This is a genomic window from Streptomyces bambusae (assembly GCF_020532645.1).
GTDB classification, from domain to species: domain Bacteria; phylum Actinomycetota; class Actinomycetes; order Streptomycetales; family Streptomycetaceae; genus Streptomyces; species Streptomyces bambusae.
Genome location: NZ_JAJAUZ010000003.1, coordinates 244,473 through 259,476, shown reverse-complemented (window position 1 = coordinate 259,476; position 15,004 = coordinate 244,473). Strand labels below are relative to the sequence as shown.

Genomic DNA, 15,004 nt, shown 5'->3' with positions numbered 1-15,004 from the left:
AGCCGCCGGTCACCTCTCGGCGGAGGACGTCCCGCCAGGCCCGTGGTGACTCGTACGGGTCCACCGGCACGCTCGCCCGGTGTCCGGCGGCTCCCGCACCGAGCACGGCCTGAGCCGGCTCCGTCATCCGCTCACGACCGGGTGCGAATCCGGTCCCGGCCGGTGCTCGTGCAGGACGTCCTGGGCCTGCCGCGGGGTGAGGTGGCCGATCGGACCGGTCCCCACGAGGCCGTCAGTGCGCGTCGGGGAGGACTGCTGCCGGGTAGGGCTCGGTGTAGGTCTCGTCGTCGGAGCCGTGGTAGGTGCAGGTGCGGGTGGTGGTGTCGACCTCGTACCAGGTGATGCCGGCCGACCAGCAGGACCGGACGAACTCGGGGAACGTGGTCTCGCCCGCCTGGTCGGCGCGCAGGGCCGCGATCACGGCGTCGCGGTTGAAGGGCGGGGCGGGGGCGAAGCCGGTGATCAGGGGTTCGCCCTGGAGTACGACGTTGCCCTGGGTGGTCCGGTAGAGGAAGGCGTTGGCCGGGACGGTCATGCGGCAGTGGGTGACGCCGGCCTGGCGGAGGCTCTCGGCCAGGTAGGGGAAGCCGCCCACCTTGGGGCGGAGCGCCGCGCCGCGTTCCAGTGCGGCCTGGAGGGTGGCGATCGCGTCGGTGCTGGTCACGGTGTTCATGGCGGTCATGGGTCTCACGCGGCTTCCGGGTGGGGGGTGCGTGCGCCTGAGGGGTGACAGCACGCCGGATATGACATCATGATGACAAATGGACAACATGTTGTCGAGTGGGGACGGAAGGGCGGGACCGACGGATGGCGGATGAGCTGGCTCTGCTGGTGGCCGATGTCTACGAGGCGGCGGGAGCGCTGCGGCGCTCGGGGGAGGCGCTGGCCGCGGCGGAAGGGCAGACGCAGGCGCGCTGGCAGCTGCTGAGCGTGGTGAGCGAGGAGGCACTGCCGGTGGCGCGGGCCGCGCGGCGGCTGGGCGTGGCCCGGCAGGGGGTGCAGCGCATCGCCAACGAGCTGGTGGGCGAGGGGCTCGCGGAGTTCCGGGAGAACCCCGATCACCGCACGTCGGCGCTGCTCGCCCTCACCCCGGCCGGGCAGGAGGCCCTCGCGGCCATCACCGCGCGGGCGGAGGCTGCGCACCGGGTCATCGGGGCGGGGCTGGCCGATGCCGACCTCGCGGCCGTACGCGAGCTGCTCCGCCGGCTGACGCGGCAGACGGATGCGTGGACGGAGTGGGCGACCGGGCGAGGGCGGGGCTGAAAGCGCCGCCGCCGTGCGACCGCGCCGGGCGCGGCGGGGCCGAAGCGCAGCTCAGTGGCGTGCGAAGGGGAAGTAGGGCAGGCTCGCGCGCATGGTTTCAGTGGTGCAGAACGTGGCGATCGACTGCGCGGATGCCTATGGGCTGGCGCGGTTCTGGAGTGGTGTGACGGGATGTCCGGTGGATCCGGACTGCAGGCCCGGGGACCGGGAGACCCAGGTCCTGCTCGCGGAGGGGCCGGTGCTGTACTTCAACCAGGTGCCCGAGCCCAAGACGGTCAAGAACCGGGTCCATCTGTGCCTGCGCCCGGAAACGTCGCGCGAGCAGGAGGTGGCACGGCTGCTCGGTCTCGGCGCGACCCTGGTCGGCGACCACCGTGAGCCCGACGGCTCCGGGTGGGCGGTCCTGGCCGACCCGGAGGGCAACGAGTTCTGCGTGCTGCGCAGCGCGTCGGATCGAGCGGTGATCTAGGGGGTGTTGCGAATGTCCCGCCTCTCAGGTCAGGCCGGGTCGGGGAACGCGGACCGGGCGGTGTCCTCCCCGGTCTGCGCTGCTCCGGCCCCGCCGGCGGCCGCGGCGGATTCCCGCAGGCTGCGCAGCAGCGTGGTGCGGGGGTCGGCGGGCGGGTACAGCTCCTCGACGAGACTCAGGAGCCGCCGCGGCTGCGGCTGCCAGTTGTAGGCGAAGACCGTGATGCCGCGCGCGTCGAGGCCGCGGACGAAGTCGAGCAGGCGGTGTAGGCCCATCAGGTCGAGGGAGGTGAGGTCGCGCATGTCGCAGGCCACCACGTCGACGCCGTCGAGGGCGGCCGACACCTCGGCGAGGACGGATCCGGGGTCCGTGCCGAGTTCACCGGCGGGAGTGAGGTGCGCGGTGGGTCCGTAGCGCCTGATCCCCGTCCGGAACTCCGGGGCGGCGGGCGGGGTACGGCCGTGGAGGGTGAGCACGCTGTCGGCCCCGGTGATGCGCAGCAGGCGGGCGACCGGGCGGCTGACGGCGGTGAGGGCGATGGTCTTCCCTGCTTCCAGGGCGGTTCGGTTCAGGTCCAGCAGGGCGTGCAGTCCCGAGCTGTCGCAGAAGCGGACGTCGGCCAGGTCGATGTCGAGTCCCCGGCGGCCGGCGTCGAGGGCCGCGTGCAGGTCCTCGTAGAGGTCGGCGGCGTCGTCCATGTCGATTTCGCCGCTCACCCGGGCCCGCACCCGCTGCGGCCCGGGCTCGAAGACCACAGCGACGCGTCCGGCACGAGTGCTCATGGCCTCGCTCCTTTCGCTGTACCGACAGACGGGGGAGGACACTCCCGAGGTGGACGGAGCGGTGTGCGGGCCGCCGGCGCGGTTCCCGGTTCAGCCGTGCGGGGCGCGCTCATGGCGGGCACCGCTTCGGGGTGCGGATCCGATGGTTCCGGGTGCCGGTTCCAGGTCGGCCAGGAGGCGCAGGAGGTCGGCGATCGTGCGGTGCCCCTCGGCCGGGTGGCGGAAGCGGGTTCCGGGCGTGACCTCGTAGTGGTTGCGGCGGCCGTTGCGCTCCCTGGTGAGGTAGCCGGCGTTCTCCAGGTCGGTGACGATGGCCTGGGCCGCTCGTTCGGTGATCCGGCAGGTGTCGGCCATGTCCCGCAGCCTCGTCTCCGGATCTCCGAGGATCAGGGCGAGGATCCGGGCGTGGTTCGTGACGAACGTCCAGCCGGTTCGGGGCTCCATCGGCTCCATGTCTGAAATCATACGATTTGCGATTCCGGTTTCGCCAGTCCTGAATCCGGGATCCGGAGCGGACCGCCTGGCGCGTGTCGGGCGCACGGCCCCCGCAGCCCGGGGGTGGCGGGCTGCGGGGGCCGGGGTGCCGTACGCGTCAGGAGCCGGGTACGAGCAGGGACACCGAGCGCGGCACGACCCGTACCACCGCGGGGAGGGGTCCGGCCAGGTCGCCGTCGGCGTAGGCGTTGATGCCGGGGGATTCGATGCGGACCGTGGTGGCGCGGTGGGTGGAGACGGCGGTGTGGCGGACGTGGGTGCCGCTGAAGACCGTCGGGAAGAAGCGGATCAGTCTGGTGCGGGGCAGGGCGGCCACGAGGGTGAGGTCGAGGAGGCCGTCCCGGGGGTCCGCGTCCGGGCAGATCAGCATGCCGCCGCCGTAGCTGCGGGTGTTGCCCACCGAGGCCATGGTGAGGTCGCGCCGGATCTCCTCGCCGTCGTCGAGGACGATGCGGAACGGGAGGGGGCGCAGGCCGGCCAGTTCGGCGATCATCGCGAAGTGGTACTTGAGGCGGCCGCGCGGCCGTTTCAGCCGGTTGGCGCGGTCGCTGACCAGGGAGTCGAAGCCGATGGCGAGGACCGAGCCGAAGAGGCGGCTCGCTCCGTCGGCCGTGTCGATGCGGCCGGTGTCCACGCGCCGCACATGGCCTGCGGCGATGACGTCGGCGGCGGCCCGGGGGTCCCGTAGCGGCAGGCCGTACTCGCGGGCGAGGTCGTTGCCGGTGCCGGCGGGGATGACCCCCAGGGGCAGCGGGGTTTCCGCGACCGCCTGGAGGGCGAGTGAGATCATCCCGTCGCCGCCGACGACCACGAGGGCGTCCACGCCGGAGCCCACCGCCTCCCGCGCCAGGCGCAGGGTGTCGGCGGCGTCGGATCCGGTCGCGGTGGTCACGTCGAGGCCGTGTTCGCGGAGCCGGGCGACGGCCGGGACGGCCGACTTGGCGGCGTGCCCGGAGGCCGCTGCCGGGTTGGTCAGAACCAGTACGTTGCGGACGCTGCGGACCTCGGTCCCGTCCGCCCCCTCCCCCGGACCAGCCGGACCGGTCGTCACGGGATGAGCTTTCCGGGGTTGAGGATGCCGACCGGGTCGACGACGCCCTTGACGGCGCGCAGGACAGCGACGCCGAGTTCGCCGATCTCCTGCTCCATCCAGGCCCGGTGGTCGGTGCCGACCGCGTGGTGGTGGGTGATGGTGCCGCCCGCCGCCATGATCGCGTCGCCGGCGGCCGTCTTCGCCTGCTGCCACTGGGCGATCGCGTCACCGCGCTGGGCGGCGACGACGGTGAAGTAGAGGGAGGCGCCGGTCGGGTAGACGTGCGAGATGTGGCACATCACGAGCGAGGTGCTGCCGGTGGCCTGGAGGGCTTCCTGCAGGGCGCCGGTGACGGCGGTGCGCAGCTGCGGCAGGTCCGACCAGTTCGCGGCGGTCTCCAGGGTTTCGCACAGGGCGCCCTGGGTGAGGAGGGAGTCACGCAGGTACGGGGCGTCGAAGCGGCCGTGTTCCCAGGCCTGGGCCGGGGCCTCGCCGAGGGAGGTGGCGCCGTGGGCGAGGAGGGTGCGGCGGGTCGCCTCGTGGCGGGCTTCGACCTGCTCCTCGGTGCCCTCGAAGACGGTGACGGCGAGGCAGCCGGTGACGGTCTGCGGGGCGCCGATCTTCGCGGTCATCGCGAGGTTGATGCCGGTCTCGGTCTCGTCGGACAGGCGGATGACGGTGGGGCCGGTGCCCTGCTGCTCGACGGCGCGCAGGGCGGCGGTGCCGGTGGCGAAGTCGGGGAAGCTCCAGGCCTCGTGGCGGCGGGCGGCGGGCGCGGCGTGGACGCGTACCCGGACGGCCGTGATGACGCCGAGGGTGCCTTCGGAGCCGAGGAACAGCTGGCGGAGGTCGGGACCGGCGGCCGAGGCGGGGCCGCGGCCGAGGTCGAGGATGCCGGTGGGGGTGACGACGCGCAGGCCGCGGACCATCTCGTCGAAGCGGCCGTGTCCGGCGGAGTCCTGGCCGGAGGAGCGGGTGGCGGCGAATCCGCCGATGGTGGCGAAGCGGAAGCTCTGCGGGAAGTGGCCGAGTTCGAAGCCGTGGGCGCCGAGGAGTTCTTCGGCACGGGGGCCGGTGACGCCGGCGCCGAGGACGGCTTCGCCGGAGACCTCGTCGAGGAAGAGGAGGGCGTCGAAGCGGCGGAGGTCGAGGGAGACCACGGCGCCGAACTGCCCCCGGACCGGGTCGAGGCCGCCGACGACGCTGGTGCCGCCGCCGAAGGGGACGACCGCGATGCGCTGCTGTGCGCAGAGGGCGAGGACGGCCTGGAGTTCGTCCTCGGTGCCGGGGAGGACGACGGCGTCGGGGGCGTCCTGCGGTGCGCCGCTGCGGCGGCGCAGCAGGTCGGGGGTGGACTTGCCGCCGGCGCGGGGCAGCCGGTCGGCGTCGCGGACGCTGACGTGGGCGTCGCCGACGATCTCGGTGAGCGCCTTGAGGTGCACGCCGCTGAGGGTCGAGGGGCGCAGCCGTACCTGCTCGCGGGCCGGCGCCGGCTGCTGCGGGTCGAGCTCCAGGAGGCTGTCGAGCAGCGCCTTGATGTCGTCGGAGAGGGGCTTGGCGAGCTGCGGGTCCCCCCAGGCGTTCCACGCCATGGGCGGGGTGGGCAGGGCAGCGGTGTCGGACGGGGGCAGGTCGGTAGGCATGCGTTACAGTTTTCCACATCATGTCAATCAGTAACAGCGCTGGGAGCGGCGAAGTGTCCCCGAGCGACGAGTCCCCGACCGGGTCGCAGAGCGAGTCCCCGAGCGAGTCCCAGAGCATCGACGACAAGATCCTCGACGCGGCCGCCGAGCTGGTCGTCGTCCTCGGCAAGCGCGTCCAGCTCGCCGAGATCGCCCGCCGCGCCGGCGTCAGCCGGCCCACCGTCTACCGGCGCTGGCCCGACGTGCGCGCCGTCATCGGCTCCCTCCTCACCCGCGAGGTCATGCGCACGGTCGAGCGGACCCCCAAGACCGGAGACGACCGCGCCGCCCTCGTCGAGTGGATCGTCGACGTCGCCGTCCAGCTGCGCGACCACCCCGTGCTCGGCGGGCTGCTGGAGGACGGCGACCTGATCGCCGAGTACGTCCTCCAGCGCCTCGGCACCAGCCAGCAGACCCTCCTCACCCTGCTGCGGGAGGCCGTGGCGGCCGCCCAGATCGGCGGCACCGTCCGGCCGGGCGAACCGGTCCAGCTGGCCGCCATGGTCCTGCTCATCACCCAGTCCACGGTCCAGTCGCACCGCATGGTCGCCGACCTGCTGCCGGAACCGGCGTGGCGGAGCGAACTGGCCCTCGCCCTGAACGGATACCTGAGCCCCTGAAGCCGGGGATTCCACGAAAGGACCCTGATGACCGCATCCGACGCCCCCTCCGCGCGCCGCCCCGCCGCCCCCCGCTCCGCCCTCAACGCCGCCCGCCGCACCGCCGACCTCGACGTGCTCGCCGACGGCGCGACCGTCGACCTGCTGGTCATCGGCGGCGGGGTGACCGGGGCCGGGGTCGCCCTCGACGCCGCCGCGCGCGGGCTGCGCACCGTACTGATCGAGGCGCACGACCTCGCCTTCGGGACCAGCCGCTGGAGTTCGAAGCTGGTCCACGGCGGGCTGCGCTACCTCGCCTCCGCGCAGGTCGGCGTCGCCCACGAGAGCGCCGTCGAACGCGGCATCCTCATGACCCGGACCGCCCCCCACCTGATCCGCCCGCTGCCGCAGGTGGTGCCGCTGCTGCCGTCGGTGTCCCGCTCCACCCAGGCCCTCGTGCACACCGGGTTCCTCGCCGGCGACATGCTGCGCCGGGCCGCCCGTACCCCCGCCGCCCTGCTCCCCCGCGCCCGCCGCGTCGACGCCCGCGAAGCCGCCCGGCTCGTGCCGGCCGTCCGTACGGAGGGACTGCGCGGCGCGCTCGTCGCCCACGACGGCCAGCTCGTCGACGACGCGCGCCTGGTCGTCGCGATCGCCCGCACCGCCGCCGAGTACGGCGCCCGCGTCCTCACCCGCGCCCGGGCCTCGAACGTCACCGGCACCGGCGCCGACGTCACCGACACCCTCACCGGCCAGACCCTGCACATCGGCGCCCGCGCCGTGGTCAACGCGGCCGGCGTGTGGGCCGACCAGCTCGACGACTCGATCCGGCTGCGCCCCAGCCGCGGCTCCCACCTCGTCTTCGACTCGGCGGACTTCGGCCACCCCAAGGGCGCGCTCACCGTGCCCGTCCCCGGCTCCACCAGCCGGTTCGTCTTCGCACTGCCTCAGCAGCTGGGCCGCGTGTTCGTCGGCCTGACGGACGAGGAGGCACCGGGCCCGGTGCCCGACAGGCCCGTGCCGACCGACGCCGAGGTGGACTTCCTCCTCGACACCGTGAACACCGCCCTGGGCCGCAGCCTCACCCGGGCCGACGTCCGCGGTGCGTACGCGGGTCTGCGGCCCCTGCTCGACAGCGGCGACGGCGCCACCGCCGACCTGTCCCGCCGCCATGCCGTACGGGAGTCCCCGTCCGGTGTGATCACGGTGGTGGGCGGCAAGCTCACCACGTACCGGGCCATGTCGGAGGAGGCCGTCGACACCGCCTGCCGGCTCCGCGGCCTGACCGCACGTCCGTGCCGCACCCGCGACCTGCCGCTCGTCGGCGCGCCCGGCCACCCCGGCAGCCGCCCCGCCGGCCGGGCCGACGCCCCCGCCCCGCTGATCTCGCGATACGGCGGCGAAGCGCGGGCCCTGCTGGCAGCGGCCACCGTCGCGGACCCGCAGCGCCGCATCGCCGACACGATCAACATCACCCGCGCCGAGATCGAGTTCGCGGTCACCCACGAAGGCGCCCTCGACGCCGACGACGTCCTGCACCGCCGCACCCGCATCGGCTTCGTCGACGCGGACGCGGACGCGGCGCGGGCGGCCGTCGAGGAGATCGTGGCCGGCCACTGACCGCCCGTACGGCCCGGGATCACACGGAGGCGGCGTGCAGCGTCGCCTCCCCCGTCGCCGCGATGCCCGTGCGCTCGCCGGGCCGTGCGGACGTCGAGCCCGGGACGCGGACCCGGACGGCCCGGTCGATGCCGTCGACCTCGACGGTGACCACGGCATCGGGGCCGTAGAAGCGCACGCTGGTCACGGTGCCGCTGGCTCCGGCCGCGTCAGCAGCCGTCAGCCGCAGCTGCTCGGGGCGCAGCAGCACCATGCCCTGCCGGAGCACACCGGGCGGGTCCATCAGCGGGATCCGGCCCAGCACGGTGTCCGCCGCCCCCCGGTCCGCGGTGCCGGGCACCAGCACGGCGTCGCCGACGAAGGCGGCCACCCACGGGTCGGCGGGCCGCCGGTACACCTCGTGCGGGGTGTCGCACTGGGCGACCCGGCCACCGCGGACGACGGCGACCAGGTCGGCGGTCGACAGGGCTTCCTGCTGGTCGTGGGTGACGAGCAGGGCGGTGGCGCCGGTCGCCCGCAGCGCCGCCCGCACGTCGGCGCGCACGCCGGTCCGCAGCGCGCTGTCGAGGGCGTTGAACGGCTCGTCGAGCAGGACCAGCGCCGGCTCCGGGGCCAGCGCCCTGGCCAGCGCGATGCGCTGCTGCTGTCCGCCGGAGAGTTCGTGCGGCATGCGGTCGCCGTAACCGGCCAGACCGACGAGGTCGAGCATCTCCTCGGTACGCCGCCGGCGAGCGGTCCGGCCGGGGCCGGTGAGCCCGAACGCGACGTTGCGGGCCACGCTCAGGTGCGGGAACAGCGCGCCTTCCTGGGGGACGATGCCGATGCGGCGCCGCTCGGGCTTCAGGTGCAGTCCGGGGCCGCTGAGCGTGCGGTCGCCGAGGGCGACGGTGCCCGCGTCCGCGCGCAGGAACCCGGCGATGATCCGCAGCAGGGTGGTCTTGCCGCAGCCGGAGGGTCCGAGTACGGCGGTCAGGGAGCCGGCGGGCACGGTGAGGCCGAGACCGTCGAGGACCGGCGCACCGGGGCCGTACGCCTTGGTCAGGCCGGTGATCTGCAGGTCGGTCATGTGCGGTGCCTTCCGAGGAGGTAGGACGGGATCGCGGCCAGGAGGATCAGGGCCGCCGCGTAGGGCGCGGCGGCGGCGAACGAGCCGGTGCCGGTCTCGGTCCACAGGCGGGTGGCCAGCGTGTCCATGCCGGTGGGGCGCAGCAGCAGGGTGGCGGGCAGTTCCTTCATGCAGACGACGAAGGTGAGGGCGGCGCCGGCGGCCACCCCGGGGGCGGCCAGCGGTACGGTCACTTCGCGCAGCACCCGCAGCGGGCTGCGGCCGAGCGAGCGGGCGACGTCCTCCAGCACCGGCGGGGACTGGAGCACGGCGGCGCGGGTGCCGGCCACGGCGACCGGCAGGAACAGCACCGCGTACGCGCAGACCAGCAGCGGCAGTTCCTGGTAGACGGGCTCCGCGTAGCGGACGGCGAAGAAGACCAGGGACAGGGCGACGGTGATGCCGGGGAGTGCGTGGCCGGCGTAGGCGGACTGTTCCAGGAGGGCCGCGGTGCGGCCGCGGTGGCGGGCGGCGATCACTCCGACGGGCAGCGCGAGGAGGGTGGTGAGGGCGGCTCCCCCGGCGGCGACGCCGAGGGTGGTGCCGGCGGTGTCGAGGAGCCGGCCCGGATCCCACGTCGCGGAGTTCCCTACGGCGAGCCAGTAGCCGAGGGTGGCCAGCGGGGTGAGGACGGCGACGGCGGTCACCGCGGCGCACCAGGCCAGGGCGGCGGCCCGCCACGGGCCGAGCTGCGCGGGGACGGCGGGGCGGGCGGTGCCGGTGCCGGTCCGGGCGTGGCCTGCGCGGCCGCGGGTCCGCGCCTCGGCCGCGACCAGCGCGATCGTCATGACGACGAGGACCACGCTGAGGGCGGCGGCGGGGGTGCGGTCGAAGCTGGCGCGGTACGAGGTGTAGATGCCGCGGGTGAAGGTGTCGTAGCGCATCAGCGAGACGGCGCCGAAGTCGGACAGCACGTACAGCGCGACGAGTACGGCTCCTCCGGTCGCGGCGGGGCGCAGCTGGGGCAGGGTGACGCGCCGGAAGGTGCCGAGGGGTCCGTGGCCGAGCGAGCGGGAGACCTCTTCCTGGGCCGGATCGGTGCCGCGCAGGGCGGCGGTGACGGGCAGGTAGACGTACGGGAAGCTGACCAGGGTCAGGGCGACGGCCGCCCCGGTGAACCCCTCGATGCCGGGGAACGCGGAGAGCCAGGCGAACGCGGCGACGTAGCTGGGCACGGCCAGCGGCAGGGTGACCAGCACGGACCAGGCGCGGGCGCCGGGCAGGTCGGTGCGTACGGTGAGCCAGGCCAGCGAGATGCCCAGGAGCAGGCAGGCGGCGACGACGACGGCAGCCAGCGCGAGGCTGCGGCCGAGGAGTTGGGCCGTGCGTTCGTCGAGGATGACGTCCCGGGCGAAGGCGGGGCCGCGTTCCAGGGAGCGGACCACGAGGTAGCCGAGGGGCAGCAGGGCGAAAGCCGCGGCGACGGCGGCGGGGACCAGGAGGACGGCGGGCGGACGGGTTCCGGCGCGCAGCCGCCCGGCCGGCGCGGGTGCACCGGTCGGGCGGGCGGCGGGATCCGTCTGCGGGACGGGATCCGCGGGGGTCATGTCGCTCAGACCATCCCGGCGTCCTGAAGCATCTTCAGGGTCTCCTGAAGGGATTCGAGCTTCCCGAGGTCGATCTTCGGCGCGTCGAGCGAGGCCAGCGGCGGCAGGCCCTCGACGGAGCTGGTGACGCCGGCGGCCAGCGGGTATTCCTTGGTGTCGTCGGCGAAGTACTTCTGCGCCTTCTCGGAGAGGAGGAAATCGACGGCCTTCTGCGCCACGGGCGCCTGGTCGCTGCCCTTGACGATGCCGACTCCGGCGACGTTGACGAGGGCGCCCGGGTCACCGCCCGGCAGGAAATGGATCTTCGATTTGATCTTTTCCGCGCCCTTTTCGGCGACCTGCTCGTACCAGTAGTAGTGGTTGACGAGGCCGAGCGAGACCTCGCCCTCGCCGACACCTTCGAGCACCTTCAGGTTGTTGTCGTAGACCTTCGGATCATTGGCTTTGAGGCCCTTGAGCCAGGTGCGGGTGGCGGCGTCGCCTTCCAGTACGCGCATTCCGGTGACGAATGCCTGGAAGGAGGCATTGGTCGGGACGTAGCCGATCTTTCCCTTCCATTCCGGCTTCACCAGATCGTGCACACTGTCGGGGGCTTTGGATACCTTGTCCGGGTTGTACGCGATGACCCGCGCGCGTCCGGACGTGCCCACCCAGTCGCCCGCGCCGCCGCGGAAGGCCGGGTCGACCTTGTCGAGCGACGGCTGGGGCAGCTTCGCCAGCAGGCCCTTGGTGGAGAGGGCGCCGAGGGCTCCGGCATCCTGCGAGAAGAACAGGCCGGCCTTGGTCTTACCGCCCTCTTCCTGGATCTGGGCGGCGAGTTCGGCACTCTCGCCGTACCGGACGGCGATCGTGGTGCCGACCGCCTTCTCCAGTTCGTCCAGCAGCGGCTTGACGAGCTTCTCGTTGCGCCCCGAATAGATCACGAGCCCCGCATCGTCCTCGTCGACGCCGCAGCCGGCGGCGGCGGGGAGGAGGAAAGCCGCCGCGAAGATCGCGGTGAGGCGTTGGACCAAGGGGCGTCGCATGGGAGGCCTTCCTGCGGATGCAGCAGAGAACGTGAACGCCTCCATAACTAAGGTAAAGCTAACCTAAAGGTCAAGGGTGATGCACGCAACAATGCGACCCCCGGCGCCCCATCGGCGGAGCCGATACTAGCGTTCGATTTTCTGTGGATCTTCCCCGGGCTCCCCGTGCGACTCCCGTGACTTTCCTGTGACTATCCAGCAAAGTAAGCCTTTCCTAAGATGCACCCGGTGAGCGCCTTTCCCGACCTCCTTCCCGACACCCGGACCGTCCCCTTCGCCCGCGCCCTCGCGGCCCACGGCGAACGCACCGCCGTCATCACCTCCGACGGCCCCGTGACGTACCGCGAGCTCGCCGCCCGCGTCGACGCCACGGCCCGCCGCCTCGGCACGGGACGCCGCCTGGTCCTGCTGTGCGCCACCAACTCCCTCGACTCGCTCGTGGTCCACCTCGCGGCCCTGACCGCGGGACACCCCCTGCTGCTCGCACCCGGAGACCACCCCGAGGCCGTACAGTCCCTGATCGACACCTACGACCCCGACCTCGTCGCCCGCCAGGACGGCGCGGAGTGGGTGCTCGACGAGCGGCGCCCCGGCTCCGCGCACACCCTGCACCCCGACCTCGCCCTGCTGCTCAGCACTTCCGGCTCCACCGGATCCCCCAAGCTCGTCCGGCTCTCGCACGAAAACCTCCAGGCCAACGCCGAGTCGATCGCCGCCTACCTCGACATCCGGCCCACCGACCGCGCCGCCACCACCCTCCCCCTGCACTACTGCTACGGCCTCTCGGTCGTCCACAGCCACCTGCTGCGCGGCGCGGCCCTGATCCTCACCGGCCTGTCCGTCGCCGACAGCTGCTTCTGGGACCTCTTCCGCACCGCCCGCGGCACGACCTTCGCCGGCGTCCCGTACACCTTCGACCTGCTCGACCGGGTCGGCTTCGCCTCGATGGACCTGCCCGACCTTCGGTACGTGACCCAGGCCGGCGGACGCCTCGCCCCCGACAGGGTCCGGCAGTACGCCGCACTCGGCCGCACCGCCGGCTGGGAGCTGTTCGTCATGTACGGCCAGACCGAGGCGACGGCGCGCATGGCCTACCTGCCCCCGCACCTCGCCGAAACCCGCCCCGAAGCGGCCGGCATCCCCATACCCGGCGGCTCGTTCCGCCTCCGGCCGCTCCCGGACCAACCAGCCCCCGACACGGGCGAGTTGGTCTACACCGGCCCCAACGTCATGCTGGGCTACGCCGACACCCCCGACGACCTGCGCCTCGGCCGCACCGTGCACGAGCTCCACACCGGCGACACCGCGCGCCGCGCCCCGGACGGGCTGTACGAGATCACCGGCAGACTGGGCCGCTTCACCAAGATCCTCGGCCTGCGCATCGACCCCCGGCAGATCGAGGCGACGCTCGCGCGCGACGGCATCACTGCGCTGTGCGCAGGCGACGACGAGTCCCTCTCGATCGCCGTCGTCGGCACCGGCACCGGCACCGGCGAGTCCGCCGCCCGCCGGATCCGCCGCCGCGTCGCCGACGACTGCGGGCTGCCGGTCCACGCGGTCCGCGTCCACATGGTGCCGGACCTGCCCCGCCTGCCCACCGGAAAGCCCGACTACCAGGCCGTACGCGCCCTCGGCCGGCCCGTCGACCGGAAGCGCACCCTCCCGCCGGGCCACCGGCCGGAGGACCTCTGCCGACTGTACGCCACCGTGCTGGACCGCACCGACGTGACGGAGGACAGCTCCTTCGTCGGCCTCGGCGGGGACTCCCTCTCGTACGTCGAGGTCTCCCTCCAGCTGGAAGAACGACTCGGCCACCTGCCGGCCGACTGGCACCTCACCCCGATCCGCGACCTCAGGCCGTCCGGGGAGGCGGACCGCCCCGCCCGCAAGCGGACCCTGGAGACCAGCGTCGCGCTCCGCGCCCTGGCGATCTTCTGCATCGTCGGCTCGCACATCCACGTGTTCGGCATCAAGGGCGGGGCGCACATCCTGCTCGCCGTGGCCGGCTACAACTTCGCCCGCTTCCACCTCACCACCGCCGAACGTCGGGTCCGGGTACGCCGCATCCGGGCCGGCATCGCCCGCGTCGCCCTGCCCAGCGTGGCCTGGATCGGCTTCATCCTGCTCCTGAACGACGACTACTCGCTTGCCAACCTCTTCCTGCTCGACAGCATCATCGGGCCGGAAGACCTCACGACCGGCATGCACTTCTGGTTCATCGAAGCGCTCGTCTACATCCTGATCGCGGCCCTCGCCCTCCTCGCCCTGCCCGCCGTGGACCGGGCCGAGCGCCGCTACCCCTACGCGCTCCCCATGGGCCTCGCCGCCCTCGGGCTCATCACCCGTTACGACCTCGTCGACCTCCCGGGGGATCTGCACGTACGCGACGCCGAAGCCGTCACCGTCTTCTGGCTGTTCGCCCTGGGCTGGGCCGCCGCGAAGGCGTCCACCACCCGCCAACGCCTGCTGGTCACGGCCGCGGCCCTGGCCACGGTGCCCGGCTTCTTCCCCGGTGACCCCGGCCGCGAAGCGATCATCATGGCCGGCTTCACCCTGTTGGTGTGGGTCCCCACCCTCCCCAGCCGCGACCGCCTCAACCGGCTGGCGGGGCTCCTCGCGACCAGTTCGCTCTCCATCTACCTGACCCACTGGCAGATCTTCCCCCTCCTGGACGGATTCTCCCGCCACCTCGCCTTCCTCACCGCCCTCGTCTTCGGCATCGGCTACGCCCTCGCACTCAACCGCCTCCTCAGGGCCCTCCCGCCCCTGGCCGCGTCCATGTCCCGCCGCCTCCGCCACCCCCGCCCGACCCTGCACCGCCTCCTGCACCCCCGCAGCCGCACCGTCTCCTGACGTCACCCGCCGAGGGGGGTCCCGCCGCCCTCCGCACGACCGACCGGCACACTGGCGATCACGGCCCGGTCCCGCACACCCGATCGAAGGCGGCGGCGGCCCCGACACCACGGGAGGCAACGGATGAGCGGTTCCACCGACGAGAGCTGGCAGCTGAGGCACCAGGACGAGCTGCTGGGCGACATCACGATCGACGATTCCGACTTCCCCTGGCTCCACGGCCGCTTCACCCCGACCCCGGCCTTCGCCCCGTTCAAACCCTGGTTCGACGAGTCGCTCAGCCTCTTGCGGGCCAAGGAATACGAGCGCTTCGAAGCCGCGTACGACCGCATCGAGCAGACCCTCACCCTCTTGTCCCCCTCCCCCACCGGCCGGACCCCCGTCGCCGAGTTCCTCCTCCACATCCGCGACGACCGCGCCTGGTTCCGCTGGAGCGACGAACCCTTCGAGGACGACTGAACGCGCCGGACGCCTTCGCCCGGGACGCCGACCTCGCCGGCGCGGCCGCTGCCGGTCCCGTGTCCCCGTGCA

Annotated in this window: 14 protein-coding genes; 6 read left to right on the top strand and 8 right to left on the bottom strand. The window is 73.3% G+C overall.

The features are described 5' to 3' along the window. Positions 1 to 232: 232 nt before the first annotated feature. Entirely contained in the window at positions 233 to 682 is a 450-nt protein-coding gene (locus LG634_RS03945; RefSeq protein WP_226732170.1) for a DUF1398 family protein, read from the bottom strand. A 125-nt stretch (positions 683 to 807) separates the two neighbouring features. Between LG634_RS03945 and LG634_RS03940 the strand changes: the two genes are divergently transcribed. Continuing rightward, a complete protein-coding gene (locus LG634_RS03940; RefSeq protein ID WP_226732151.1) occupies positions 808 to 1,263 on the top strand; it encodes a MarR family winged helix-turn-helix transcriptional regulator in 456 nt (151 codons plus the stop codon). A gap of 91 nt (positions 1,264 to 1,354) precedes the next feature. Then, complete coding sequence (locus tag LG634_RS03935) at positions 1,355 to 1,732, top strand: VOC family protein (protein ID WP_226732150.1); 378 nt, start codon at positions 1,355 to 1,357, stop codon at positions 1,730 to 1,732. A 29-nt stretch (positions 1,733 to 1,761) separates the two neighbouring features. Here LG634_RS03935 and LG634_RS03930 read toward each other — a convergent pair whose 3' ends face one another. From LG634_RS03930 to LG634_RS03915, 4 genes are all read right to left on the bottom strand, one after another. Beyond that, positions 1,762 to 2,514, bottom strand: coding sequence for an STAS domain-containing protein (locus tag LG634_RS03930; RefSeq protein ID WP_226732149.1), 753 nt, complete (start codon positions 2,512 to 2,514; stop codon positions 1,762 to 1,764). Positions 2,515 to 2,604: 90 nt separating this feature from the next. After that, a complete protein-coding gene (locus LG634_RS03925) occupies positions 2,605 to 2,967 on the bottom strand; it encodes a helix-turn-helix transcriptional regulator (protein WP_226732148.1) in 363 nt (120 codons plus the stop codon). A gap of 139 nt (positions 2,968 to 3,106) precedes the next feature. Further along, on the bottom strand, positions 3,107 to 4,060 hold the full coding sequence (locus tag LG634_RS03920) for a diacylglycerol kinase (protein ID WP_226732147.1): 954 nt from the start codon (positions 4,058 to 4,060) through the stop codon (positions 3,107 to 3,109). Then, positions 4,057 to 5,685: an FAD-binding oxidoreductase gene (locus LG634_RS03915; RefSeq protein WP_226732146.1), complete on the bottom strand. Its 1,629-nt coding sequence runs from the start codon at positions 5,683 to 5,685 to the stop codon at positions 4,057 to 4,059. The genes LG634_RS03920 and LG634_RS03915 overlap by 4 nt, the downstream gene beginning before the upstream one ends. Before the next feature lie 53 nt (positions 5,686 to 5,738). Between LG634_RS03915 and LG634_RS03910 the strand changes: the two genes are divergently transcribed. Together LG634_RS03910 and LG634_RS03905 are read left to right on the top strand one after the other, a co-directional pair. Further along, positions 5,739 to 6,344, top strand: a complete 606-nt coding sequence (locus LG634_RS03910) for a TetR/AcrR family transcriptional regulator (protein ID WP_226732145.1) — start codon at positions 5,739 to 5,741, stop codon at positions 6,342 to 6,344. Positions 6,345 to 6,371: 27 nt separating this feature from the next. After that, positions 6,372 to 7,943 (top strand): glycerol-3-phosphate dehydrogenase/oxidase, encoded by a 1,572-nt coding sequence (locus LG634_RS03905; RefSeq protein ID WP_226732144.1) that lies wholly within the window; start codon positions 6,372 to 6,374, stop codon positions 7,941 to 7,943. A gap of 19 nt (positions 7,944 to 7,962) precedes the next feature. On the opposite strand, the gene LG634_RS03900 is transcribed toward LG634_RS03905, so the two are convergent. From LG634_RS03900 to LG634_RS03890, 3 genes are read right to left on the bottom strand one after another with little or no spacing between them, the layout of a single operon-like run. After that, a complete protein-coding gene (locus LG634_RS03900; protein WP_226732143.1) occupies positions 7,963 to 9,009 on the bottom strand; it encodes an ABC transporter ATP-binding protein in 1,047 nt (348 codons plus the stop codon). Continuing rightward, positions 9,006 to 10,595 carry an ABC transporter permease gene (locus tag LG634_RS03895; RefSeq protein ID WP_226732142.1) on the bottom strand — a complete coding sequence of 530 codons (1,590 nt, stop codon included), beginning with the start codon at positions 10,593 to 10,595 and terminating at the stop codon, positions 9,006 to 9,008. Before LG634_RS03895 ends, LG634_RS03900 begins: the two co-directional genes overlap by 4 nt. A 5-nt stretch (positions 10,596 to 10,600) precedes the next feature. Then, positions 10,601 to 11,620: an iron ABC transporter substrate-binding protein gene (locus LG634_RS03890; protein WP_226732141.1), complete on the bottom strand. Its 1,020-nt coding sequence runs from the start codon at positions 11,618 to 11,620 to the stop codon at positions 10,601 to 10,603. Between the two features lie 228 nt (positions 11,621 to 11,848). Here LG634_RS03890 and LG634_RS03885 point away from each other — a divergent pair, with 228 nt between their 5' ends. Next, positions 11,849 to 14,473 (top strand): AMP-binding protein, encoded by a 2,625-nt coding sequence (locus tag LG634_RS03885; protein WP_226732140.1) that lies wholly within the window; start codon positions 11,849 to 11,851, stop codon positions 14,471 to 14,473. 123 nt (positions 14,474 to 14,596) lie between these two features. Next, positions 14,597 to 14,932 (top strand): hypothetical protein, encoded by a 336-nt coding sequence (locus LG634_RS03880; RefSeq protein WP_226732139.1) that lies wholly within the window; start codon positions 14,597 to 14,599, stop codon positions 14,930 to 14,932. Positions 14,933 to 15,004 lie beyond the last annotated feature (72 nt).

Bases quoted from the DNA above. Each gene is read 5' to 3' on its own strand.
- LG634_RS03935 (WP_226732150.1), top strand. From the start codon at position 1,355: ATGGTTTCAGTGGTGCAGAACGTGGCGATCGACTGCGCGGATGCCTAT.
- LG634_RS03895 (WP_226732142.1), bottom strand. From the start codon at position 10,595: ATGACCCCCGCGGATCCCGTCCCGCAGACGGATCCCGCCGCCCGCCCG.
- LG634_RS03945 (WP_226732170.1), bottom strand. From the start codon at position 682: ATGACCGCCATGAACACCGTGACCAGCACCGACGCGATCGCCACCCTC.
- LG634_RS03925 (WP_226732148.1), bottom strand. From the start codon at position 2,967: ATGGAGCCGATGGAGCCCCGAACCGGCTGGACGTTCGTCACGAACCAC.
- LG634_RS03890 (WP_226732141.1), bottom strand. From the start codon at position 11,620: ATGCGACGCCCCTTGGTCCAACGCCTCACCGCGATCTTCGCGGCGGCT.
- LG634_RS03930 (WP_226732149.1), bottom strand. From the start codon at position 2,514: ATGAGCACTCGTGCCGGACGCGTCGCTGTGGTCTTCGAGCCCGGGCCG.
- LG634_RS03905 (WP_226732144.1), top strand. From the start codon at position 6,372: ATGACCGCATCCGACGCCCCCTCCGCGCGCCGCCCCGCCGCCCCCCGC.
- LG634_RS03940 (WP_226732151.1), top strand. From the start codon at position 808: ATGGCGGATGAGCTGGCTCTGCTGGTGGCCGATGTCTACGAGGCGGCG.
- LG634_RS03915 (WP_226732146.1), bottom strand. From the start codon at position 5,685: ATGCCTACCGACCTGCCCCCGTCCGACACCGCTGCCCTGCCCACCCCG.
- LG634_RS03880 (WP_226732139.1), top strand. From the start codon at position 14,597: ATGAGCGGTTCCACCGACGAGAGCTGGCAGCTGAGGCACCAGGACGAG.
- LG634_RS03900 (WP_226732143.1), bottom strand. From the start codon at position 9,009: ATGACCGACCTGCAGATCACCGGCCTGACCAAGGCGTACGGCCCCGGT.